This window comes from Paraburkholderia sp. GAS38 (assembly GCF_050434965.1).
Classification (GTDB): Bacteria; Pseudomonadota; Gammaproteobacteria; order Burkholderiales; family Burkholderiaceae; genus Paraburkholderia; species Paraburkholderia phenazinium_A.
This window is the reverse complement of sequence record NZ_JBNDJO010000007.1, coordinates 115410-137278: the sequence shown is the minus strand read 5'-3', so window position 1 is coordinate 137278 and position 21869 is coordinate 115410. Positions and strand designations below refer to the sequence as shown.

Below are 21869 nucleotides of genomic sequence, written 5' to 3'. Positions count from 1 at the left end.
AGCAGCGCTCGACAACTCAGTTATTGCATCGCGCTTCGAGTGCATCGATAAAGGCGCGATTCCAGCGCCCTTCCTTCATCGCACGCATGGTTTCAGCCTCCGCCTCCAGAACGGCGCGCGCCTTTTCGATGACCTGCTCCACCTCGTCTTGCGGAATGGCAAGCAGACCATCCTGATCGCCGACGATGATGTCCCCCGGATTGACGACCATGCCGCCGACCGACACCGGCACGTTGATCTCACCCGGGCCATCCTTATACGGGCCGCGATGGGTGACGCCGCGCGCATACACCGGAAAATCGCGCTCGCGGATCTCGGCGACATCGCGAATCGCACCGTCAATCACGAGGCCCGCCATACCCGCAGTGGCCGCGTAGAACGACAGAATGCCGCCGACGACCGCGTTGTTCAGATCGCCGCCGGCATCGAGCACCAGCACGTCGCCGGCACGGCAAAACTCCAGCGCCCGCAGATAGGTGAGATTGTCGCCGCCGCGCGACCTGACCGTAACGGCGGTGCCCGCCATCGTTGCCTTGCCGGGCCGTTGATACGGCTGCAAACCGGTCGTGCCGATATTGCGGTGCATGTTGTCGCTCAGCGCCGACACCGGAATGTCGCGCAAGGCGCTCAGTATCTTCGGGTCGGCTTGAGCAGCAGAAGGATTTTTTCGAATGGCTTTGTACATGATCGGATTTCGTTTCGGGAGGAATTTTACCGTCATAACGGTATGCCCCCGACGCCGTGCGCGCAAAGATGAAATCGATCTGTGGCGATACAAAACACTTATGGGCACCCGGTCTGCGCAGCGGGTGCCCTTGTTACATCCCCTCGCTTATTCGAGTCCGCCCTGGCAGAGATACTTGATGGACAGATAATCGTCGAGGCCATACTTCGATCCCTCGCGGCCATAGCCCGATTCTTTCACGCCGCCAAACGGCGCGGCCTCACTCGCCAGCGCGCCCTCGTTGATGCCGACGATACCCGCCTCCAACTGCCTTGCGACGCGGTCGATGCGACGCACGTCCTGGCTGTAGAAATACGCGGCAAGACCGAACGGTGTGTCGTTCGCCGCGTGGATGGCCTGCGCTTCGTCGTCGAAGCGGAACAGCGGCACGACCGGGCCAAAGGTCTCCTCGCAGCTCAACTGCATCGCGCCGGTGGCATCGGCGAGGACCGTCGGCGCATAGTAGTTGGGACCGAGCGCCGTAAGCCGCTTTCCGCCGGCGAGGACACGCGCACCCTTCGACACGGCATCGTCGACGTGCCGTGCGATCTTTTCGACGGCGCGCGCGTTGATCATCGGGCCGATCTGAGCGTTGGGGTCAGTGGCCGGCGCGACCTTCAGCGCTGCGACGCGTCGGGCCAGCATGTCGCCGAATCTCTCGTACACCGACGACTGCACGTAGACGCGATTCGGGCACACGCAGGTCTGCCCGCCGTTGCGGAACTTCGACACCAGCAGACCGCTGACGGCCGCTTCGAGATCCGCGTCGTCGAACACGATGAACGGTGCGTTGCCGCCCAGTTCGAGCGAGAGCTTCTTGAGCGTATCCGCCGACTCGCGCGCCAGATACTTGCCGACCGGCGTCGAACCGGTGAAGGTGATCTTGCGCACACGGCTGTCGTGCAGCCACGCGGCCACCGCCGACACCGCACTCTCGCGCGACGCCGCAATCAGGTTCAGCACGCCGGGCGGCACACCCGCTTCATGCGCGAGCATCACGAGCGCAAGCGCCGTGAGCGGCGTATCCTCGGCGGGCTTGCCCACCACCGTACATCCTGCGGCGAGCGCCGGCGCGATCTTGCGCGCAATCATCGCCAGCGGGAAATTCCACGGCGTGATGGCCGCGACAATGCCGATAGGCTCCTTCACCGCGCTCATGCGCTTGCCACGCTGCTGCTGCGGAATCAGATCGCCATAGATGCGCGTCGCTTCATCCGCGAACCACGCGACATACGATGCGCCATACAGCACTTCGCCGCGCCCTTCCGCGAAAGGCTTGCCCTGTTCGAGCGAGATCAGGTGCCCAAGCGCGTCGGCGTTCTCGAGCATCAGCGCGTGCCAGCGGTGCAGCACGGCGGCGCGCTCCTTGGGCAGCGCATCGCGCCAGGCGGGGAAAGCGCGCGCGGCGGCATCGGTCGCGGCGCGGGCATCGGCCTCGCCGCCGTCCGCGATGGTGGCGATCACTTCACCCGTGGCCGGATTCGTCACGTCGAAGCGCTTGCCGTTTGCAGAGGCCACCCACTGACCGTCGATAAAGTGCCCGGTGCGGATCAGCTCGCTCAATTCGAATTTCGTTGCCATGGAAAACTCCTTGTTCAGGCGAGCCGCTCGGCGATCGCCTTGCCGACTTCCGTGGTGTTCGCCCGGCCGCCGAGATCGCCGGTATGCGGGCCTTCCTTCAGCACCGCCTCGATCGCGGCCAGCATGGCGTCGTGTGCCTCGCGCTCGACGCCCTGGCCGTTGCCGAGGAAGTCGAGCATCATCGCCGCCGACCAGACCATCGCAATCGGATTGGCGATGTTCTTGCCGTAGATATCCGGCGCCGAACCGTGAACCGGTTCGAACAACGAAGGAAACTTGCGATCCGGATTCATGTTCGCCGAGGGCGCAAGACCGATCGTGCCGGTGCAGGCGGGACCGAGATCGGAAAGGATGTCGCCGAACAGGTTGGTGGCCACGACCACATCGAAGCGGTCCGGATTCAGCACGAAACGTGCGCACAGGATGTCGATATGCTGCTTGTCCCACGTCACATCCGGATACTGCGCCGCGATGCCGGCCGCGCATTTGTCCCACCACGGCATGCTGATGGCGATGCCGTTGCTCTTGGTCGCAACGGTGATCTTCTTGCGCTCGCGCCGCTGCGCAAGGTCGAAGGCGAACTTCAGCACGCGCTCGCTGCCGTGCCGCGTGAACACGGATTCCTGCAGGACGAATTCGCGCTCCGTGCCTTCGAACATCACACCGCCTACCGACGAGTACTCGCCTTCGGTGTTCTCGCGCACGATCCAGAAATCGATGTCGCCTGCCTTGCGCCCTGCGAGCGGCGACGGCACGCCGGCAAAGAGACGCGCCGGGCGCAAGTTGATGTACTGGTCGAACTCGCGGCGAAACTTCAGCAGCGAACCCCACAAGGAAACATGATCGGGTACCGTGTCCGGCCAGCCGACCGCGCCGAACAGGATCGCATCCATGGGTTGCAATTGCGCTTTCCAGTCGTCCGGCATCATCTGACCGTGCTTCGCGTAGTAGTCGCAGCTTGCCCATTCGATATGCCTGAATTCCAGCGCGATGCCGAATCGCTTGCTGACGGCTTCGAGTGCGCGCAGGCCCTCGGGCATCACCTCCTTGCCGATGCCGTCCCCAGGAATGACGGCAATGCGGTACGGCTTGTTCATGTGACTCTCCTCTACAGATAACGAATGGTTCGTGCGGCGGCCCGGCGAGCTTTGCGGAGATCGGCTTCAAGGGATGGGGAAGCACCGAGAGCTATTGTCGCTCCAATACGCGCTTCGTGCCGGCCGATGCCACCTGTCGGCCCACGGCGTCGGGGGGGCGTAGTTCGCCCCTGCTTCACTGCTCGATAAACTCGCGGGCCAGCTTGCGGGCCGCGTTCGCGAACATAAGGATATCCACGCCGGTCGCAACGAACGTGCAGCCAAGCTCGAGATAGCGACGCGCCAGCGCCGGGTCCGAGGTCAAGGTGCCGGCCGCCTTGCCGGACGCAATGATGGTGCGCATCGCCGTCTCGATTGCCTGCTGCACCTCCGGATGACCCGGCTTGCGGCGATGCCCCATCGACGCAGCCAGATCCGCCGGTCCAATGAAAACACCATCGACACCGTCCACCGCGCAAATCGCCTCGAGATGGTCGAGCGCCGTGACGGTCTCCGCCTGCACGAGCAGGCAGATTTCGCTGTCCGCGATATCCAGATAGTCGGTGCGCGAGCTCCAGCGCGACGCACGTCCCACTGCGCTGCCCACACCGCGAATGCCATGCGGCGGATAGCGCACGGCGGCCACGCACGCACGGGCCTGCTCCGCGGTATCGATCATCGGCACCAGCAGATTGCGCGCGCCGATATCGAGCAGGCGCTTGAGCAACGCGGGGTCGCCGTTCACCGGCCGCACAACCGCCTCGGCGCGATACGGCGCCACCGCCTGCAGTTGCGCGAGGATACTGCGCACGTCATTGGGGGCGTGCTCTGCGTCGATCAATAGCCATTCGAAACCGGCCGTTGCACTGACTTCGGCCAGATAGGCATCGGCCATCGAAAGCCAGAAGCCAATCTGCTTTTGGCCGCTGGCAAGCGCCGCCTTGAATGGATTAAGCGCGGACGTCGACGTTGCGTTCATCACGATTTCTAGCCTCCATGGGGATGGGATTGAACTGGATGGGTTCCACCCTGCCGAGCAGGAACAGATAATTGAGCATGGCAATCACAATCAGTGCCGACGAGAACAGCAGCGCGGGAACGAACGATCCGGTTGCGCCCACAATCGCACCGGTAACGACGGGACCAACCACGCCCCCCATGTTCGAGACGGTGTTCTGGATGCCCGCGACCCGCGAGACCATATTCCGTGGTGCGACGTCGCCTGGCAATGCCCAGACCTGCGACGCGGCGACGGTGGTGCCCGACTTCGCCACGCACAGCAAGGCCACGGCCACCAGCGGCGAAGCGGCGAACGCCGCAAGGCCGATGCTTGACGCCATCAACAGGCCGACGATGAGAAACAGTTTGCGGGTCGCGGTGAGCGACAGCCGTCCGGAGGCATACACACGATCCGAGGCCCAGCCCGCCAATATCTCGACGACCATCGAAAGAATGAGCGGCAACGAAGCCATGAAACCCATCTCTATCATGCTCATGCCGCGCGCCTTGACGAGATAGGTCGGCAGCCATGTGATGAAGAAGTACGAGTTGTAGTTGATCATGAAGAAGCCGATGCACATGGCCCAGATGTTTCGGTATCCGAACAGCCTGTACCAGGGTACTTCTGCCAGCGCATTGTCGCGACGCGGCGCCTCTGCGCCGTCGCGGATATACGCGAGCTCGGCCGCGTTGACGCGCCGGTGATCGGCCGGCGAGTTTCTGAACGCCACGACCCAGACGACGCACCAGACAAGCCCCAGCGCGCCGGTGATCGCAAAAGTCACTTTCCAGTCGAAGGTGGCCAGCAACCAGGCGATCAGCGGAAGCGCCACCGCCCCACCCAGTTTCGACCCGCTATCGAAGATGCCCGCCACGGTGGCGCGCTCCTTGCGCGGAAACCATCGCGTGGCGATGCCCGCGTTGCTGGGATAGGAACCCGCCTCGCCGACACCCAGCATCACCCGCAGGGCCACGAGCGATTTGAAGCCGGTAGCAAGTCCCGTGACGGCCGTCGCGAGCGACCACCAGAACACGGCCATGCCCAGTACAAGCTTCTGCCCGAAACGGTCGGCCAGCATCCCGGCCGGCAGTTGCAGCAGCGAGTACGACCAGAAGAACGCCGACATCACGATCCCCATCTCCATGGCGCCGAGATGGAACTCGGACTGCAGATGCGGGGCCGCGGCGGACAGCACAGTACGGTCGATATAGTTGATGGCAATGGCCGACCACATCAGGCCGGCCACCAGCCAGCGCACTTTGCTGCGAGGCGCCTGTTGCAAGGCTTGATTCAATCTCTGTCTCCGGTTTTTTTGTAGTGATGGCGGCGGCTCAGCTCACGATGCCCATATGCCAGGGCACGAATTCGTGGTCGCCCAGCCCGAGCAGTTCGCTACGGGTACGCTCGCCCGAAGCGGCGCGCAGGATGTGCTCGAAGATGTCCTGCCCCATCTCTTCGACAGAGCGTTCGCCATCGAGGATCAGGCCGCAATTGATATCCATGTCGTCGCGCAGCCGCTTGAACATCGGCGTGTTGCTCGCAAGCTTAAGGGTCGGCGCAGGCTTTGAGCCGAACATCGAGCCACGGCCGGTCGTGAAGCAGATCAGGTTTGCGCCGCTGGCAATCTGTCCGGTTACCGCGACGGGGTCGTAGCCGGGCGAATCCATAAAGACGAAGCCGGCGCGGTCGATCGGTTCGGCATACTCATAGACGGCCTGCAGCGGCGTGGTCCCGCCTTTCATCGCCGAGCCGAGCGATTTTTCGAAGATGTTGGCGAGTCCGCCCTGCTGATTGCCGGGTCCCACGACACCGTTGAACTGGCCGTTGTGGCCGCGCGTGTACTGCTCCCACCACGCCAGCCGGTCGAGCAGTTTCTGGCCCACCGCCGGCGTCACCGCGCGGCGCGTCAGCATGTATTCGACGCCGTGAATCTCGGGCGTTTCGGAAAGGATCGCCGTGCCGCCATGGCGCACCAGAATGTCCATGGCCGCGCCGAGGGCAGGATTCGCGGTGATGCCCGAGAAGCCATCGGAGCCGCCGCATTCCAGACCGATCTTCAGATGACTCGCCGATACGGAACGGCGCTCGATGTCGTTGGCCGCCGGCAGCATCTGCTGGATGGCGGCGATGCCCGCCTCGATCGTCGCACGGGTGCCGCCTTCGTCCTGCATCACCAGCGCGTGAACAGCGGCGCCGGTGTGCAGACCTTGTGAATCGAGCAAGGCGCCGACCTGATTGCGTTCGCACCCCAGCCCGACAATCAGCACGCCGCCGAGATTAGGATGACGCGCATAGCCCGCGAGCGTCCGGCGCAACACATCGAAGTGCTCGCTCGGCGAGGACATGCCGCAGCCGCTGGTCTGCGCGAACGCCACCACGCCGTCGACATTCGGATAAGGCGCCAGCCGTTCCGGCGTAAACCACGCGGCAATATTCTTGATGACGGTCGATGAACAGTTGACCGAGGCGAGGATGCCGATGAAGTTGCGTGTCGCGACGCGCCCATCGGGTCGAACGATGCCCTTGAAGGTGGCGCGTTCAGCTTGCGCAACGTACTCGACCGGGCGCACATCGAGGCAGAAGCCCGGATCGCGTTCGAAGTCGATCAGTTCGACGTTATGGGTATGGACGTGGTCCCCCGCCTCGATGTCGCGCGCGGCCCGGCCAATGATGGTGTCGTATTTGCGGATCGCCGCGCCGCGCGGAATACGTTGCGCGGCCACTTTGTGCCCTGCGGCAACCTGGGCACGCATGCGGATGGTCGCATCGCCCAAGCCGAGTAACTGCCCGATAGAAAGCGCCTCGCGCGCAATCAGCACATTGTCCGCGGCGTTAAGCCGGATGAGCGGTTCGTTGACCACCGCGCTCGCCTGCGACATACCTGTCTCCTAACTTATGCACGACCTGCTCTTCGCCTGTTTGATGTTACCGGTTTATGTAACCGGTAACATAGAGCGCATGCTAATATGCTTTTGCGCTAATTACCAGCAACTTTTTTTGGGCTCGAGTGATCCACGTCGTGAGCAAACCGCCTACCTCCCTGCTTGCCCCTGTCGAACGAAGCGCCCCTCGCCGCGCCCGCAAAAACTCTGGCCGCGTCACGCTGAGCGACCTCGCGGCGCTCGTCGGCGTGACGAAGGTGACCGTTTCTCGCGCGCTGAATACGCCGGAACTGGTCTCGGTAGAAACGCTGGAACGTATCCAGGCCGCCGTGCGGCAAACCGGGTATACCCCGGACCTGATCGCAGGGTCGCTGGCGTCGACTCGCAGCGATCTGATCGTCGCCTTGATCCCCGCCATGGCCGGCAGTGTGTTTCAGGAAACCGTCGAGGCTCTGACCACCCAGCTTGCCGCGTCGGGCTATCAGTTGCTGATTGGGCAAAGCGGATACGACGAGTCGCGTGAGGACGCCCTGCTCGATGCGGTGATCGGTCGCCGGCCCGCCGGCATCGTGTTGACTGGCGTCGTCCACTCGCAGAGCGCGAGACAAAAACTGCAGGCAAGCGGCATCCCTGTGGTCGAGACATGGGACCTGACCAGTGAACCGATCGACATGCTAGTCGGCTTCTCGCATGAACAGGTTGGCAAGGCCGCGGCGAAGTTCCTGAAGAAGCGCGGCGTGCGGCGCCCCGCTGTCGTCACGCCGAGCGACCGGCGCGCGCAGGCTCGTACCAAGGCGTTCCTCGAAGCGTTCGGCGGCGCGAAAACCAGCGCTGCGATTCCCGTGGTGACGGTCGAGTCGCCCGCGAATCTGGGCGACGGTCGACGTGCGTTGAGGGGCCTGCTAGAGACGAATGCCGATATCGACGCCGTATTTTGCGGCGCGGATAGTCTGGCGCTGGGCGTGTTGATGGAAGCGGATTGCCAGGGCGTAGCGGTGCCTGGCCGCTTGCGCGTGATCGGCTACGGCGATCTGAACTTTGCGAAGGACACGACGCCGCCACTGTCCACCATGCGAATCGACGGCACCCGTATCGGCTCGCTCGCGGCGACGATGCTCGTCGAGCGCATTGAAAACCGTGCCGGCAACGAGCAAATGGTCGACGTGGGGTTCAGCCTGATCGAGCGGGACAGCGCCTGACGCACAGCACAGAGACGGGTTTGCGCACCAGCCTCAAGCAGGCGTTTTCTTCAGATCGGCCATTTCGTCGCGAATAATCGGCCGTGCGATCTTTGCGAACGCGTCGACCAGACGCGTCTGCGCCTGATACGGCGGGTACAGCAACGCCACTTCAGTGGGAATCTCCACGCTGAACGGACGCAACTCGATCCCTCCATTCAGTTGCTCGTCGCGCGCGGCCAGCATGTTCACCAGACTCACGCCGATTCCCGCCCGCACCATTGCACACACCGAAGAACCCAGGCTGGCCTCGGCCACGATCTGCCGCTTGACGTGCTCGGCGGCGAACACGTCGTCAATCGTCGAGCGCAGCAGGCTCTCGCCGGTCGGCGAGATGAAGGGCTGATTGTCGAAGTGCGACGGCTTCAGCTTGCGAAACCGGCACAGCGGATGTCCGGCCGGCAGCACGGCGACGCATTGCAGCGTGGAGATCCGTTCGACGCGAATCCCCGGCGCATCCCCCGTCAGCAATGCCAGCCCGGTGTCGCAAAAGCCGGAGCGGATCCAGTCTTTGACGTTCACTGCGTTACCCGAATGAATCGACACCAGCACGTCCGGATGGGCCGCGTGAAATTGCGCCACGATCTTGACCAGCAGATCGCCCGCAAGCCGCGGCATCGCCGCCACGCCAAGACGCGCGGCGCTGAACGAGCGGATATTCTCGGCCACTGATTCGAGCTCGGCAAGACCGGCAAAGGTCTTCTCGACTTCGCGGTAAAAGCGCAAGCCGTCCTGGGTCGGACTCAGGCGGCTGCCGTTGCGCTCGAACAGCGAGAACTGGGTGATGGCCTCCAACTGCGAGATCAACCGGCTGATCTGCGGCTGCGAGGTATGCATGGCCCGCGCCGCGACGGTCATCGAACTCGTCGACATCACAGCGCGAAACGCTTCCACATGGCGCACGCCCAGCTTCAATTTTGGCATATCAATTCTGTATTGAAGGATGCTAGACAGGTATTGGACTTTAGCATAATGGCGACTCATATTGAGGCCGTCGGCATGCAGCGATGCCACTCCATTCACGTTTGCAATGCGGCCCGCGAGGCGGGTGCGCCCTTGATCCAGGAACACCACGGATATGAAACCCCTCTCGTTGTTGACGACGGCTGCCTTGATTGCCGGGTTCGGTCTGGTAGCCGGCGCGCACGCGGACACGTCGAGCCGGCTCGACCGGATCAAACAGAGCGGCACCATCTCGCTCGGCTATCCGACGTCGTCGCTGCCGTTCGCCTACCTCGACAACGAGCAGAAACCCGTGGGTTATTCAGTCGAAATCTGCCAGCACATTGCCGACCACCTCAAAACGGCCCTCGGCATGCCGACGCTGAACATCCGCTATGTGCCGGTGACCTCGGCCACGCGCTTGCCGTTGCTGACGAACGGCACCATCGATCTGGAATGCGGCAACACAACCAATACGATCGAGCGGCACAAGTTCGTCTCCTTCTCGCCGACCACCTTCGTCGCGAAGGTGGTGTTGCTGGCGCGCAAGGACAGCGGACTGAATGCCAACGACCCGGCCGCATTCAGCGGCAAGACCATCTCGAGCCTGGCGGGCGGACTCGACTTTCAGGTGATCCAGCAGATCAGCAACCAGCAGCACCTGAATATCGCCGTGCTGCCGGTGAACGACGCCGCGTCTTCGTTCCTCTCGGTGAAGACCGGACGCGCGGCAGCGGTGTCCACCGACGACGGCATCGCCTATGGCCTCGTCGCCACCTCGGGCCAGGCGCAGGACTACGTGATCGGCACCAAGCCGATGATGGTCGCGCCGTACGGCATCGTCGAGCCGAAGGACGATCCGCGCTTCAAGCAGGCCGTGGACGGCGCGGTGCTCGACCTCATCAAGAGCAAGCAGATCTACGCGATCTACGACAAGTGGTTCAACTCGCCGGTGCCGCCGGCCAACATCAACCTCAAGTACCCGATGAGCGCGGAACTGAAGCACGCATTCGAGCATCCGTCCGACTCGGGCGACCCCACCGTCTATCAGTGACCCTCGCTGCGCCGGCACGCCCTATCCACCGATTCCGACCATGCGACGACCATGAAATACCAATGGAGCTGGGCCAGTTTCAACGATCTGTCGCCCGACGGCGTGCACACGTATCTGCAAACGCTGCTGATCGGCGCGGGATGGACGATTGCGTTGTCGTTGTGCGCCTACGCGTTCTCGCTGCTGCTGGGTTCGGTGGTCGGCGTGTTTCGTACGGTCGAGTCGAAGCCCGCCCGTCTCGCAGCCACCACCTACGTCGAACTGTTCCGCAACGTGCCGCTGCTCGTGCAGATGTTCCTGTGGTACTACGTGCTGCCTGAACTGCTGCCGAAAAGTCTCGGCACCGCCATCAAGCAGATGCAGCAACCGTGGGGGCAATTCTTCCCCGCGCTGCTGTGCCTCGGCTTCTACGGCACCGCGCGCATCGCCGAGACGCTGCGTTCCGGCATCCGTTCGCTGCGCACAGGCCAGCGGCAGGCCGCGGTCGCGCTGGGCCTCACCACGTTTCAGGCGTATCGCTTCGTGATCCTGCCGCAAGCGTTCCGGATTGTCGTGCCGCCGCTGACGTCGGAATTCATGGCGACGATCAAGTACTCGTCGGTGGCCATGACGATCGGCCTCGTCGAACTCACCGGTGCGGCCCGCTCCATGCAGGAGTTCAGTTTCCATATCTTCGAAGCGTTCAGCGCCGCCACGATCGTCTACTTCGCGATCAATACCGTCGTGGTGTATAGCCTCGCGCGGCTCGAGCGCAAATCCGCCGTGCCGATCTCCGGTTCGAGTGCGGCGCCCGGTGCGCTGGCGATCGCCGAAGCCGAACAACCCTGAGGGCCGCTACGATGACCGCTTCAGGCATCCATCAACTCGTGACGTCGTTACCGTACCTGTTCAAGGTCGGCATGACGTTCTCGCTGACGCTGACCGCACTCTCCGCCGTCCTCGGTCTTGTGCTCGGCACCCTGCTCGCGCTGTGCCGCATGTCGCCCTCGCGGCTGCTGTCGGTGCCGGCCACGCTCTACGTGAACGGCATGCGTTCGGTGCCGCTGCTGCTGGTGATCTTCTGGTTCTACTTTCTTGCGCCCTACGTCGGCGCGTGGCTGACCGGTGCGAATTCACCCATCGAAGTCGGCCCCTACCGTTCCGCCGTGATCACCTTCACGCTATTCGAGTCCGCGTATTTCTGCGAGATCATGCGGGCCGGCATCGCGTCGGTGCCCACGGGGCAGATGAACGCAGGCGCCGCGCTCGGACTCACCTACGCGCAGACCATGGTCAGCATCGTGTTGCCGCAGGCGCTACGCAACATGACACCCGCACTGCTCACCCGCGTGATCACGCTCTTCCAGGACACCTCGCTCGTCTACGTGCTCTCCATGACCGATTTCTTCGGCGCCGCCTCCGACGTCGCCAACCGCGACGGCAGCACCGTGCCGATGTACGTGTTCGCGGCCGCCGTCTACTTCGTCATCTGCTTCGGTGCATCGCGTCTCGTCAAACGCTTCGACGGCGCACTGCAGGCCCATTAACGCCCCCTCTCTCCTCTTATGATCCAGATCGACAACGTCAGCAAGTGGTATGGCGCCTTCCAGGTACTCACCGAGTGCAACACGCGGGTCGCCAAGGGCGAGGTCGTGGTGGTGTGTGGGCCATCCGGTTCCGGGAAGTCAACGCTCATCAAAACCGTGAACGGCCTCGAAGCCGTTCAGCAAGGCGAGATCCGGATCGACAACATGGACGTCACCGGCGCACGGGCCAATCTCGGCAAGATCCGCTCAAGGGCGGGCATGGTCTTTCAGGGCTTCGAACTGTTTCCGCATCTGAGCGTGCTCGACAATCTGTGCCTTGGGCAGATAAAGGTGCTCAAGCGCAATCGCGACACGGCCCAGGAACGCGCGATGCAATTGCTGCAGCGTGTCGGCCTCGCGGCGCACAAGCATAAGTTCCCGGCTGCCTTGTCCGGCGGTCAGCAACAGCGCGTCGCGATTGCGCGCGCGTTGTCGATGGATCCGATCGTGATGCTGTTCGACGAGCCCACTTCCGCGCTCGATCCCGAGATGGTCAACGAAGTGCTCGACGTCATGACCGATCTCGCGCGCGACGGCATGACGATGATGGTCGTGACGCACGAAATGGGTTTCGCGCAACGCGTCGCCGACCGGGTGATCTTCATGGACGGCGGCCGCATCCTCGAGGACTGCGACAAAGCGGACTTTTTCGGCAACACGGCCGGACGCACCGAGCGGTCCCGCCATTTCCTGTCGAAGATTCTTCACCACTAACTCTTTCAGAGCCAACATGCAGGACTTCCCCCTTTCCGAATCCAGTCACGCGCACCTGATCGATCTGCGCAGCGACACGGTGACCCGCCCTACCCGCGCGATGTACGAGCGCATGCAGAACGCGCCGATTGGCGACGACGGCCTCGACGGCGATCCCTCGGTGCGCGAGCTCGAAGAAGCCGTTGCGGCGCGGCTCGGCAAGGAAGCCGGGCTGTATGTGCCGACCTGTACGATGGCAAACCTGCTGGCCGTGCTGTCGCATGCACAACGGCATGAACAGGTGGTGCTCGAAGCCAACTCGCACATGTACACCACCGAACGCGGCGGCTCCTTGCTCGCCGGTCTCGCCTACACCCCGGTCGAAGGCCAGTCGGGAGCCATGGATCTGGACCGGCTCGCCGCCGCCATCCGTCCCGGTGCGTACCGGCTCGGTGTCGGCCTGATCGCGATGGAGACCTCGCACAACAACGCCGGCGGCGCCATCCTGCCGCCTTCGCACATGCGCGACGTGCATGCGCTCGCCATGCAGGCCGGCGTGCCGGTCCATATCGACGGCGCGCGTCTGATGAATGCCGCCGTGGCGCTCGGCGTGCCGGCCACGACACTCGCCGGACATGCGGAGTCGGTGTCGTTATGCCTGTCCAAGGGACTGAGCGCGCCGGTCGGCGCGGTCCTCGCGGCCAGTCGCAGCGTCATCGCGACGGCCCGTTCGTACCGCAAGATGCTGGGCGGCACCCAGCGTCAGGCAGGGATCGTCGCAGCAGCCGGTCTCGAAGCATTGCAGACGATGAGCGCGCGTCTTACCGAAGACCATGCCCGGGCGCGCAAGCTGAGCGAAAGTCTGAACGGCCTCGGCGCCTCGCTGCAGGCCAGCGAGCCGCAAACCAATATCGTCCAGGTGAAGATCGGCGAGACGGGGATGACGAGCCATCAGTGGGTCGATGCCCTGAGCGCGCTAGGCGTGCTGACGCGGCCGTGGGGCGAGCGGATGCTGCGCTGCGTGATGCATCGTCATATCGACGACTCGGACATCGAGCATGCGGTAGCAGCATTCGCAAGCGTACTCGAGCGCTGCGGGCGTACTTAAGCGCACGTAAGCGCACCATTGAAACCGCCTGCGCGGCGGTCCTGCGACAAGTCGAGATGCGCTGAAGCCGCGGATTCTCGCGACCCGTCCAGCCGTGCTCTACGGCTTCTGAGGCGACGGCCGCTCATTCGGCCGTCTGCCGGTTCTCCGCCGGCTCGAACAGCCAATCATCTCCATAGCGGGTCCCTATCTGCCGCCGCGGCAGAAAACGCCGTGCGCCTGGCAGTGTTGCACGGTCCCTCGTCGTTGCCCGTCAAGGGGCGTTGGCCAATACTGGTCTCTAACAACACGCGCCTGGATGGACGCCATGAAGCAGCCTGTCGACGCACGGCTGCGGCGCTCGCCCATGACTGTTTCGTCTCTTACCCTCAAGGAATATCGTATGACTACCACCATCGCCGGCATCAAGATTCCCGATAGCATCATGGCGCGTGCCGCCACTGAACTGGTACGCGACACCGAACCGGACCTGCTCTACAACCATTCGCGCCGCGTGTTCCTGTTCGGTGCGCTGGCCGGCGAGCGCAAACAGCTCAAGTTCGATCCGGAACTGCTCTATGTGGGCGCCATGTTCCATGACATGGGTCTGATCGAGGCGTACAGCAGCAAGACCGACCGCTTCGAGGTGGATGGTGCGAACGCCGCGCGCGACTTCCTCAAGCAGTACGGCGCGAACGAATACGACATCGAACAGGTCTGGGCCTCCATTGCGCTGCATACGACGCCAGGTGTGCCCGAACACATGAAGCCGGTGGTCGCACTGGTGACCGCGGGCGTCGAGATGGACGTGCTGGGCCTCACGTATCACGAGTTCAGCGAAGAACAACGGATCCAGGTCGTGGCCGCCCATCCGCGCGAGCAGACCTTCAAAAACGACATCATCGACGCCTTCGCACAGGGCACGATCCGGAAGCCCGAAACGACCTTCGGCAACGTCAAGGCCGACGTGCTCGAGCTTCGCGACCCGACGTACAAGCGCCTGAATTTCTGCCAGATCATCCTGGGTTCGGCATGGGACGACAGCAACGCCGGCCATGCGCATCACGCCGGCTGCGGTTGCGCGGACACCGGCAAGGCATAGTTGATTCGCAGCCCGGTTCCCAGTATCTGGTCACCTCAGGACCCCTAAAGTAACTTCGGTGTGCCGACCCAAAGGGCGAGCGCCTCCATGCGCTGGTTATTGTTCCATTGATGCGGCAGCGTAGCCGGGTAATGTGCACTGTCTCCGGCTTGCAAGACAAAGGTCTCGCGCTCCAACGTCAGCGACACCTCGCCGGATATCACGTACAGAAACTCTTCTGCGGCACTCGTGGGCATGTCGGTCGGCTGCCTTTGCCCGGGCGGGAACCTGACGAGAATCACCTCGAGTTGTTGGTGCGGCGATGCCCGCGTGAGTTGCGCAAACAGGTTCTCCGACTCCGCAAACCTGAAGAACTTCAACTGATCGCTGCGACATACCGGCTGCCGATCACGCGGCGTATCCACGAAGTACTGCGCGGCGACCCCGAGCGCGCGGGCGATCCCGTTCAGCGACGCGATCGACGGTTTGGCCAGCCCTCGCTCAACCTGCGAGAGAAAGGGCTTCGAAATCCCCGCGGCGGCCGCCGTGTAGTCGAGCGTGCGTTTTAACCTCTGCCGTAACGCACGAATCTTTCCGCCAAGCACGATCGCCGGCGTCGTTTCTTCAAGTTCGGAGAGCATAGAGTCAAGGCGATGAGTCGATAGTCGTACCCGAATCCGGCAAGGGTTCTCGCGCGCCGCGCACTAGCGCCAGAGGTGCCGTATCAGGCGCTGCAATCGGGCCGCCTGCTCGAGGCGCTCCTGAATCGAAGCCTTCTGTCGTGCATCATCCCGGTTTGCCGGCGATTGCCATTGACTCCGCCAGAGATGCCCTATCCGTTGCCAGAATGGGGGCGCCGGATAAGAACGCACTGTGGCCGGATGCTCCACTACGACATGACCCCGGTTTGAACATAATTGCGGCTGGTTCATGGTGAATATCCCTGGAAGGTAGCGTGGGATCATTTTGCGCATGGGCAACGCCGCGCGATAGAACCAGGCATCGCAATCTGAATCGGGACACTGCATCCGTTTTGCAATCTGTATCCCTCGGTGGATCGATACAGGGGCGATGCCCGACCTCACAGGCCCAGGGCGCACTGTTAGAATTGCTTATATTGTGGCGTTTCGAAAACAGGTGGATCGCGGATGTGGGACCGGACGACTCGTTACGGCGAACTTGCCAGCCAATTGCACGAAGAGATCTGCTCCGGTGCGTTTCGCCCCGGCGACAAGTTGCCGTCGATCCGCGCCTTGTGTTCGCGCTTCAAGGGAAGTAGCGCCACCATCACCCACGCGCTGTACCTGCTCGAAGACGCGGGGCTGATCGCGGCACGCCCGCGTTCCGGCTTCTATGTTCGAGAACGCCAGGCAAGCATCGGTCAGCCGCAGCAACCTCGGCCGGAAGCCGTCGCGCAGCCCGCGCTGCCGGCGCAACGCGCCTTGCTGCGCGAACTGGACCGGCTGGAGGTTCACGAGCAGCCCATGCTGTTTGCCGTGATCGATCCGGATCTGTATCCGGTCCTGGCCCTGCAACGCATCATGACGGCCCAGGCTCGTCGCAATCCCTCGTTTTTTACCTTGGGGGACATGTGCGCTCAATCGCCGCTCGCGGGACAGTTGGCGCGCCGGGGACGATTGATGGGCTGCAACTGGCGCGCCGAAGACGTCACCGTTACGCCGGGCGGCAAATTCACCCACCGCGCGCTACTGCGAGTGCTAACCAAACCGGGCGATACGGTTGCCATTGCGTCCCCGGCCTCGATGAGGCTGTTAAGGGACCTGGATGCAATGGGACTGAAAGCGCTCGAGATACCCGCGCACCCAGAGCACGGCCTGTCCACCGACACGCTCGATTTCGTCCTGAAGCGGGAGAGCGTGGCGGCATGTGTATTCTCGGCCAACTTCTCGCATCCGACCGGAGGGCTGATGAGCGACAACGCCAAGCGCCGTACAGTCGGCTTGCTCGCGAAGCATGGCGTGCCGCTGATTGAAGACGACCAGAACGGCGAACTGTATTTCGGCAAGAGCCGTCCGTTGCCTTTCAAGGCATTCGATCAAGCCGGACTGGTGCACTACATCACGAACCTGAGCGACCTGATCAGTCCCGGCATGTCGATAGGCTTCGCGGTGACAGACCTGCGGAAGGAACTGGATTTTTTCCCGGAGCCAGCGCCGCTGTTTCAGCACACGTTAGCCGCGTTTATGGCTAGCGGACTATTCGAGCCGCACTTGCGACGGCTGCGCCAGACGCTGGCGGGCTATGCCAAGGTGCACCGGGCAGCCGTGCAACGTCACTTCCCGCCGGAAGCCTGTAGCCATGAAGTCTCGGGCGGGCATTGGCTGTGGGTCGAACTGCCGCGCGGTTTCGATACCGTGGCTTTACTGCACAAAGCGCTCGCGCTGGGCATCGCGTTTGCGCCGGGCCAGTTGTTCTGCACCGACGGCAGCCTGAATCATTGCTTGCGGCTCAATATGGGCATGCCCCTGACCGATCGGACCGAACGCGATATTGCGGCCCTGGGTCAATTGATATCCGAAGAGCTGGTGCAACTGCGCACCGCGTCCGCCTGATCTGTACCGGACCCCACCCGCCAATCTGTACAGTTACTGTACCGGCTCCTGTCGATAAACTGCGTTAAAACGCATTGTCACCGGAGCCACCGATGTCCTTCGAATCCCTCAGCGCGCTGCCTGCCGGCATCCTGTTCGCGCTCGTCACCAGCATCACGCCGGGGCCGAACAACACCATGTTGCTCACCTCGGGCGTCAATTTCGGTTTTCGCCGCACGCTCCCGCACCTGTTCGGCATTAGCTCGGGCGTGGTGGTGCTGATGCTGGCGGTCGGCTTCGGTCTTGGCGAGGCGTTTCAGCGCTTTCCGGTGCTGTACACGGTGCTGGAAATCGCCAGCGTCGCGTATCTGCTGTATCTGGCGTGGAAGATCGGCACCTCGGGTCAGGTCAAACTGCGCAACGGTGAGCGCCGGCCCATGAAGTTTTACGAAGCGGCCGCTTTCCAGTGGGTCAATCCGAAGGCGTGGATGATGGTGCTGACCGCTGCCACGACCATTCACGTCAGCGAGAACTTCAACAGCAATGTCCTGTTGATGGCGGTGGTGTTCTACGTGGTCGGCTTTCCGTGCATCTCGCTGTGGGCCGGCTTCGGCACGGCAATGCGGCAAGTGCTCGCGGACCCCAGGCGGCTGCACATCTTCAACGTGGCAATGGCGCTGCTGCTCGTGATGACGCTGTATCCGATTGCAGCGCGGCTGTTGAGCTAAACGTCGAGCCGCGAATCGTGGTCCGTAGGGTTGCCGCGCGATTGCGCCGCTACGGACCACCTCGTTTAGTCAGCCGACACTATCAGCCAATCGCCCAGTTGAGGATGGCAACGCAGTCGTTGTAGTCGCCGTCGCCGCCGTCCTCTGATGCCAGCAGTGCAAAGTTCGCTTTACCGCCCAGGACGACCTGGGTCGATACCAGATCAGACGCACTGCCGTGCGCGCTAACGGTCACCTGAATCGCACCCTTGCCGGAATTGAAAACCTTATGACCGAGTGACACCTCATTGGCCCCGGTTCCCGAGAAGGTTCCTTTCGACACACCATCGACCAGGACGGTCAACGTCTCCGTATACTGGGAATTTGCATACGCCGTCACACCGAAACTAATATTCGCAGGAAGAGTAAAAACACCTTGCTTGGCCATAATAAATCCCTAAAAGTCGTTTTTTAAATCAATCAGATCTGATAATTGAGTGATCAACGCAACGGCCAGTTGAGCTCGATTATGCTGTCATTGAAATCTCCATCACTCCCTTCGTCTGCCGCAACCATTCCGAAATTAACGCGATTGGCTAAAATTGCACGCCCCGAAATCAGGCTGGATGGAGTCGCGCCACCAGAACCGGTACCCACGGTTACCTGAACGGCACCTTTTCCGGAATTCAATACCTGGCTTCCAATGAGGTTATTCGACATGCCATGCCCCGTAAACGTGGCCTTGACCTGCCCATCGATGAGAACTTTGACGGTCTGATCGAACGTCGAATTGGTAAATGCCGACACGCCAAAATTCGTATTTGCGGGAAGTGTGAATTTGCCTTGCTGATCCATGATTAAACCTTCAGAGAGATTTGTTTCTGCAGACCATCGAAGCCAACCAGCATTCATCCGACTTCTGGACGACACCTCGCAGGTATCGGTGCCGTCGCAGCGGACTCGAGTGGAATCGCGCCGCCGGTGAACCCAATTTAAGTCATGCGAACATGCCCATCTAGCTGTCATCGGTTACAGGGTCGGGCATCGTGATCGCTCCAGGCGTTTGCGGCCAATGCGTCGAAACGATGCCACGTTATTCATATCAATAATAAGGAAAATGACAAACCTGCCGACAACTGCTAACACCCTCACAAAGCAGGAAAATTCGCACAAAATACCATTTCACTCCTCCAAACCCCTTTCATCTGCACGTAACCACTATCTCTATAATCAACGTCTCAAAAAATAAAATTAATCCCCCATTTACTTCGCACAGCTCTCCGACCAGAATAGTTATGCCGGGATGCGTAATCAGGTATGGAGATATCGCAATGGAACCTGCCTTTCTGGATATTTACGAGACATTCTCCTCCGCAGGAGACGAATATCAGATTTTCGAGCGAATCACATCATGCGCGAAAAAACTCGGATTTGAATATTGTTGCTACGGCATACGCACGCCAATTCCCGTTTCGAATCCTTCTATCGCAATCTTCGAGACTTACCCAGAAGGCTGGATGAAGCATTATCAGGAAAGCAACTATTTAGGCATTGATCCAACGGTGAAGACCGGCGCTCGACATTCGCGCCTGATGGTTTGGTCCGAATTGATCGCGGCCGAGACGCGTCCGTTTTGGGCCGATGCGCATGACTTCGGCCTCAGGGTAGGTGTCGCCCAATCGAACTGGTCGGCCAATGGTGTGTTTGGGTTGTTGACCATGTCCCGGCACGCGGACACATTGAGCAGAACTGAAATCAATCGGCTACCGCAACCGATTAACTGGCTAGCCAATCTGTCGCACGTCACGATGAGTAATTTCCTTCTACCCAAACTGATACCCGAATCACAGGTCCAGTTGACCGCACGGGAGCGCGAGGTGTTGTGCTGGTCGGGAGAAGGAAAGACCGCCTATGAGGTCGGAAAAATTCTAGGTATCTCCGAACGTACCGTTAATTTCCATATTGGCAACCTGCTGTCAAAACTGGAAGCCACTAACAAGATTCAGGCCGCAGTCAAAGCGAGCGCGATGGGACTGATTCAGTTGGGTTGACGCATGGCCGTAGGGTTGCTGTGCGATGGCTCCGGCATGAGTGTCATCGTCCGCCGGCTTCCCCCACCCGCTCGATAAACCGCCACAACGCATCGTCAGTCGAATACGGCGCGTTGAAGCGGAACCAGGCGCTGGCCGCATCGTCGGGCCTGAAGTACGACCCCGGTGCGAGCCAGATGCCATGCGCGAGCGCCGCCGTCGCCACCTCACCGGCCCGCTCGGGCTCGATGGGCAAGCGCGCCCACAGAAACAGCCCCGCACGCGGCCGGTGAAACAGCTCCAGCCCCAACACATCGAGCCGCTCTTCCACCACCGCATGCGCGGCCTTGAGCCGCTCGTTCACATCCTCCACGTGACGCGCATAGCGCCCTTCGAGCAGCACCTTGTCGACGATCCGCTCGATCGTCTCCGACGAAGTCAGCCCCACCGCCATCTTGGTGCGCGCCAGTTCGCGCAGCACGTCACGCTCGGCCACCACATAGCCGCAGCGCAGTCCGGGTGTGACCGTCTTCGAGAAGCCGCCCACGTAAAGCACGCGCTGCAGGCCCTCCAGCGCGGCAAACAGCGGCGCGCCCGGCGGCGCGAGTTCGCGGCTCACGTCGTCCTCGATCACCCACATGCGCGCCCGTTCCGCGATCTGCAGCAGACGGAAGGCGGCGGCCATGCCGAAGGTGGCGCCGGTCGGATTCTGCAGCGTGGTGTTGACGAACATCGCCTTCGGCCGATGCGTCGCCACCAGCGTCTCCAGCACATCCGTATCGACGCCGGCCGGCGTGCGCGGCACGCCGTACACCACCAGCCCCGCCAGCTTGAGAATCTGCAGCAGGTTGCAGTAGCCGGGATCTTCGACGAGCACCACATCCCCGGCGCGCAACAGCGTGCGTACGATCAGATCGAGCCCCTGGGTCGCGCCCTGCGTGAGCAGCACGTTCGACACCTCGACCGGCAAGCCGTACCGGTCGAGCTGGCCGGCAATCCGCTCGCGCAGCGGCGCAAAACCATACGGATGACCGTAATCGCCCATGCGCGGCCCCGGCACCCGGCTCATCGCCCGCAGCGCATGCTGCAGACCGCTTTCGTTGATCCATTCGTTCGGCAGCCAGCCGCCGCCCGCCTTGATCGGCACCGAATGGTCGGCGAACACGTCGGACAGCAGCCAGGTGGCGGTCAGGCTGGGCGGCTGCCAGTCGGTGGCGCTCGCGCGCGCGGCCTGGGCGCGCGCCGCCACCCGGTATCCCGACCCGCGCCGGGCCACCACCAGCCCCATCGAAACCAGACGGTTGTAGGCCTCCGTCACGGTGAACGTGCTCAGATCCTGGCTCGACGCCAGTTGCCGGACCGACGGCAGCAGCGCGCCGGCCCGCAGCGACTGCGCCTCGATAGCGCGCGCAAAGCCCTGCACGAGCTGTTCGACGAGGGTGGGCGCGGTGCGGCGGTCGCGTTCCAGTTCAAGTTCAATCATGGCGAGGGACGCAAGGTTGCGATGGGAGCCCCATGGGGCAAGGTGCCGGACACTCAAACGACCAACACAGTTGCAGCAACTTCGCCTGCACAGTTAGCAGCGCAGTGCATCAACTGTTTATGTGCGCCATTTAACCGCGGACGCTACAGTTTCGCAACGCCCCGTCCCACAGGG

General features: G+C 62.3%; 21 protein-coding genes. 10 read left to right on the top strand and 11 right to left on the bottom strand.

Features of this window, described 5'->3' with window-relative positions; genetic code table 11:
• Nucleotides 1–16: 16 nt before the first annotated feature.
• From P3T42_RS18325 to P3T42_RS18300, 6 genes are all read right to left on the bottom strand, one after another.
• A complete protein-coding gene (locus tag P3T42_RS18325; protein WP_429306829.1) occupies nucleotides 17–685 on the bottom strand; it encodes an RraA family protein in 669 nt (222 codons plus the stop codon).
• A gap of 147 nt (nucleotides 686–832) precedes the next feature.
• Entirely contained in the window at nucleotides 833–2305 is a 1473-nt protein-coding gene (locus tag P3T42_RS18320; protein ID WP_429306828.1) for an NAD-dependent succinate-semialdehyde dehydrogenase, read from the bottom strand.
• Nucleotides 2306–2319: 14 nt separating this feature from the next.
• Nucleotides 2320–3402 (bottom strand): tartrate dehydrogenase, encoded by a 1083-nt coding sequence (locus tag P3T42_RS18315; protein WP_074296263.1) that lies wholly within the window; start codon nucleotides 3400–3402, stop codon nucleotides 2320–2322.
• A gap of 175 nt (nucleotides 3403–3577) precedes the next feature.
• The gene (gene hpaI / locus P3T42_RS18310) at nucleotides 3578–4360 is read right to left on the bottom strand and encodes a 4-hydroxy-2-oxoheptanedioate aldolase (protein WP_429306971.1); all 783 of its coding nucleotides are present in this window, start codon (nucleotides 4358–4360) and stop codon (nucleotides 3578–3580) included.
• Nucleotides 4332–5615, bottom strand: coding sequence for an MFS transporter (locus P3T42_RS18305; protein ID WP_429306970.1), 1284 nt, complete (start codon nucleotides 5613–5615; stop codon nucleotides 4332–4334). Before P3T42_RS18305 ends, hpaI begins: the two co-directional genes overlap by 29 nt.
• A gap of 97 nt (nucleotides 5616–5712) precedes the next feature.
• Nucleotides 5713–7260 (bottom strand): UxaA family hydrolase, encoded by a 1548-nt coding sequence (locus P3T42_RS18300; protein ID WP_429306827.1) that lies wholly within the window; start codon nucleotides 7258–7260, stop codon nucleotides 5713–5715.
• A gap of 224 nt (nucleotides 7261–7484) precedes the next feature.
• On the opposite strand from P3T42_RS18300, the gene P3T42_RS18295 reads away from it, so the two are divergent.
• The gene (locus P3T42_RS18295; RefSeq protein WP_429306969.1) at nucleotides 7485–8462 is read left to right on the top strand and encodes a LacI family DNA-binding transcriptional regulator; all 978 of its coding nucleotides are present in this window, start codon (nucleotides 7485–7487) and stop codon (nucleotides 8460–8462) included.
• 33 nt (nucleotides 8463–8495) lie between these two features.
• On the opposite strand, the gene P3T42_RS18290 is transcribed toward P3T42_RS18295, so the two are convergent.
• Nucleotides 8496–9425, bottom strand: a complete 930-nt coding sequence (locus tag P3T42_RS18290; protein ID WP_083640480.1) for a LysR substrate-binding domain-containing protein — start codon at nucleotides 9423–9425, stop codon at nucleotides 8496–8498.
• Between the two features lie 154 nt (nucleotides 9426–9579).
• Here P3T42_RS18290 and P3T42_RS18285 point away from each other — a divergent pair, with 154 nt between their 5' ends.
• From P3T42_RS18285 to P3T42_RS18260, 6 genes are all read left to right on the top strand, one after another.
• On the top strand, nucleotides 9580–10497 hold the full coding sequence (locus P3T42_RS18285; RefSeq protein WP_074296266.1) for an amino acid ABC transporter substrate-binding protein: 918 nt from the start codon (nucleotides 9580–9582) through the stop codon (nucleotides 10495–10497).
• A gap of 51 nt (nucleotides 10498–10548) precedes the next feature.
• The gene (locus tag P3T42_RS18280; RefSeq protein ID WP_429306826.1) at nucleotides 10549–11325 is read left to right on the top strand and encodes an amino acid ABC transporter permease; all 777 of its coding nucleotides are present in this window, start codon (nucleotides 10549–10551) and stop codon (nucleotides 11323–11325) included.
• 11 nt (nucleotides 11326–11336) lie between these two features.
• The gene (locus P3T42_RS18275) at nucleotides 11337–12023 is read left to right on the top strand and encodes an amino acid ABC transporter permease (protein ID WP_429306825.1); all 687 of its coding nucleotides are present in this window, start codon (nucleotides 11337–11339) and stop codon (nucleotides 12021–12023) included.
• An 18-nt stretch (nucleotides 12024–12041) separates the two neighbouring features.
• Nucleotides 12042–12776: an amino acid ABC transporter ATP-binding protein gene (locus tag P3T42_RS18270; RefSeq protein ID WP_429306824.1), complete on the top strand. Its 735-nt coding sequence runs from the start codon at nucleotides 12042–12044 to the stop codon at nucleotides 12774–12776.
• 16 nt (nucleotides 12777–12792) lie between these two features.
• Nucleotides 12793–13863, top strand: a complete 1071-nt coding sequence (locus tag P3T42_RS18265) for a threonine aldolase family protein (protein WP_429306823.1) — start codon at nucleotides 12793–12795, stop codon at nucleotides 13861–13863.
• A 382-nt stretch (nucleotides 13864–14245) separates the two neighbouring features.
• Nucleotides 14246–14944 (top strand): HD domain-containing protein, encoded by a 699-nt coding sequence (locus P3T42_RS18260; RefSeq protein WP_074296271.1) that lies wholly within the window; start codon nucleotides 14246–14248, stop codon nucleotides 14942–14944.
• Between the two features lie 44 nt (nucleotides 14945–14988).
• Here the strand turns inward: P3T42_RS18260 and P3T42_RS18255 are convergent, their stop codons facing one another.
• The gene (locus P3T42_RS18255; protein ID WP_429306822.1) at nucleotides 14989–15564 is read right to left on the bottom strand and encodes a helix-turn-helix domain-containing protein; all 576 of its coding nucleotides are present in this window, start codon (nucleotides 15562–15564) and stop codon (nucleotides 14989–14991) included.
• A 507-nt stretch (nucleotides 15565–16071) separates the two neighbouring features.
• Here P3T42_RS18255 and P3T42_RS18250 point away from each other — a divergent pair.
• Both P3T42_RS18250 and P3T42_RS18245 read left to right on the top strand, forming a co-directional pair.
• Nucleotides 16072–17496, top strand: coding sequence for a PLP-dependent aminotransferase family protein (locus P3T42_RS18250; RefSeq protein WP_429306821.1), 1425 nt, complete (start codon nucleotides 16072–16074; stop codon nucleotides 17494–17496).
• 92 nt (nucleotides 17497–17588) lie between these two features.
• Complete coding sequence (locus P3T42_RS18245; protein ID WP_429306820.1) at nucleotides 17589–18203, top strand: LysE family translocator; 615 nt, start codon at nucleotides 17589–17591, stop codon at nucleotides 18201–18203.
• A gap of 82 nt (nucleotides 18204–18285) precedes the next feature.
• Here the strand turns inward: P3T42_RS18245 and P3T42_RS18240 are convergent, their stop codons facing one another.
• Together P3T42_RS18240 and P3T42_RS18235 are read right to left on the bottom strand one after the other, a co-directional pair.
• A complete protein-coding gene (locus P3T42_RS18240; protein ID WP_074296275.1) occupies nucleotides 18286–18630 on the bottom strand; it encodes a fucose-binding lectin II in 345 nt (114 codons plus the stop codon).
• A gap of 53 nt (nucleotides 18631–18683) precedes the next feature.
• The gene (locus P3T42_RS18235; RefSeq protein ID WP_429306819.1) at nucleotides 18684–19037 is read right to left on the bottom strand and encodes a fucose-binding lectin II; all 354 of its coding nucleotides are present in this window, start codon (nucleotides 19035–19037) and stop codon (nucleotides 18684–18686) included.
• A 476-nt stretch (nucleotides 19038–19513) separates the two neighbouring features.
• On the opposite strand from P3T42_RS18235, the gene P3T42_RS18230 reads away from it, so the two are divergent.
• Nucleotides 19514–20233 (top strand): autoinducer binding domain-containing protein, encoded by a 720-nt coding sequence (locus P3T42_RS18230; RefSeq protein WP_429306818.1) that lies wholly within the window; start codon nucleotides 19514–19516, stop codon nucleotides 20231–20233.
• Between the two features lie 43 nt (nucleotides 20234–20276).
• Here P3T42_RS18230 and P3T42_RS18225 read toward each other — a convergent pair whose 3' ends face one another.
• A complete protein-coding gene (locus tag P3T42_RS18225; protein WP_429306817.1) occupies nucleotides 20277–21695 on the bottom strand; it encodes a PLP-dependent aminotransferase family protein in 1419 nt (472 codons plus the stop codon).
• Nucleotides 21696–21869 lie beyond the last annotated feature (174 nt).

Coding starts and splice junctions, on each gene's coding strand:
- P3T42_RS18325 (WP_429306829.1), bottom strand. CDS start 685: ATGTACAAAGCCATTCGAAAAAATCCTTCTGCTGCTCAAGCCGACCCG.
- P3T42_RS18320 (WP_429306828.1), bottom strand. CDS start 2,305: ATGGCAACGAAATTCGAATTGAGCGAGCTGATCCGCACCGGGCACTTT.
- P3T42_RS18315 (WP_074296263.1), bottom strand. CDS start 3,402: ATGAACAAGCCGTACCGCATTGCCGTCATTCCTGGGGACGGCATCGGC.
- hpaI (WP_429306971.1), bottom strand. CDS start 4,360: ATGAACGCAACGTCGACGTCCGCGCTTAATCCATTCAAGGCGGCGCTT.
- P3T42_RS18305 (WP_429306970.1), bottom strand. CDS start 5,615: ATGTGGTCGGCCATTGCCATCAACTATATCGACCGTACTGTGCTGTCC.
- P3T42_RS18300 (WP_429306827.1), bottom strand. CDS start 7,260: ATGTCGCAGGCGAGCGCGGTGGTCAACGAACCGCTCATCCGGCTTAAC.
- P3T42_RS18290 (WP_083640480.1), bottom strand. CDS start 9,425: ATGCCAAAATTGAAGCTGGGCGTGCGCCATGTGGAAGCGTTTCGCGCT.
- P3T42_RS18285 (WP_074296266.1), top strand. CDS start 9,580: ATGAAACCCCTCTCGTTGTTGACGACGGCTGCCTTGATTGCCGGGTTC.
- P3T42_RS18280 (WP_429306826.1), top strand. CDS start 10,549: ATGAAATACCAATGGAGCTGGGCCAGTTTCAACGATCTGTCGCCCGAC.
- P3T42_RS18275 (WP_429306825.1), top strand. CDS start 11,337: ATGACCGCTTCAGGCATCCATCAACTCGTGACGTCGTTACCGTACCTG.
- P3T42_RS18270 (WP_429306824.1), top strand. CDS start 12,042: ATGATCCAGATCGACAACGTCAGCAAGTGGTATGGCGCCTTCCAGGTA.
- P3T42_RS18265 (WP_429306823.1), top strand. CDS start 12,793: ATGCAGGACTTCCCCCTTTCCGAATCCAGTCACGCGCACCTGATCGAT.
- P3T42_RS18260 (WP_074296271.1), top strand. CDS start 14,246: ATGACTACCACCATCGCCGGCATCAAGATTCCCGATAGCATCATGGCG.
- P3T42_RS18255 (WP_429306822.1), bottom strand. CDS start 15,564: ATGCTCTCCGAACTTGAAGAAACGACGCCGGCGATCGTGCTTGGCGGA.
- P3T42_RS18250 (WP_429306821.1), top strand. CDS start 16,072: ATGTGGGACCGGACGACTCGTTACGGCGAACTTGCCAGCCAATTGCAC.
- P3T42_RS18245 (WP_429306820.1), top strand. CDS start 17,589: ATGTCCTTCGAATCCCTCAGCGCGCTGCCTGCCGGCATCCTGTTCGCG.
- P3T42_RS18240 (WP_074296275.1), bottom strand. CDS start 18,630: ATGGCCAAGCAAGGTGTTTTTACTCTTCCTGCGAATATTAGTTTCGGT.
- P3T42_RS18235 (WP_429306819.1), bottom strand. CDS start 19,037: ATGGATCAGCAAGGCAAATTCACACTTCCCGCAAATACGAATTTTGGC.
- P3T42_RS18230 (WP_429306818.1), top strand. CDS start 19,514: ATGGAACCTGCCTTTCTGGATATTTACGAGACATTCTCCTCCGCAGGA.
- P3T42_RS18225 (WP_429306817.1), bottom strand. CDS start 21,695: ATGATTGAACTTGAACTGGAACGCGACCGCCGCACCGCGCCCACCCTC.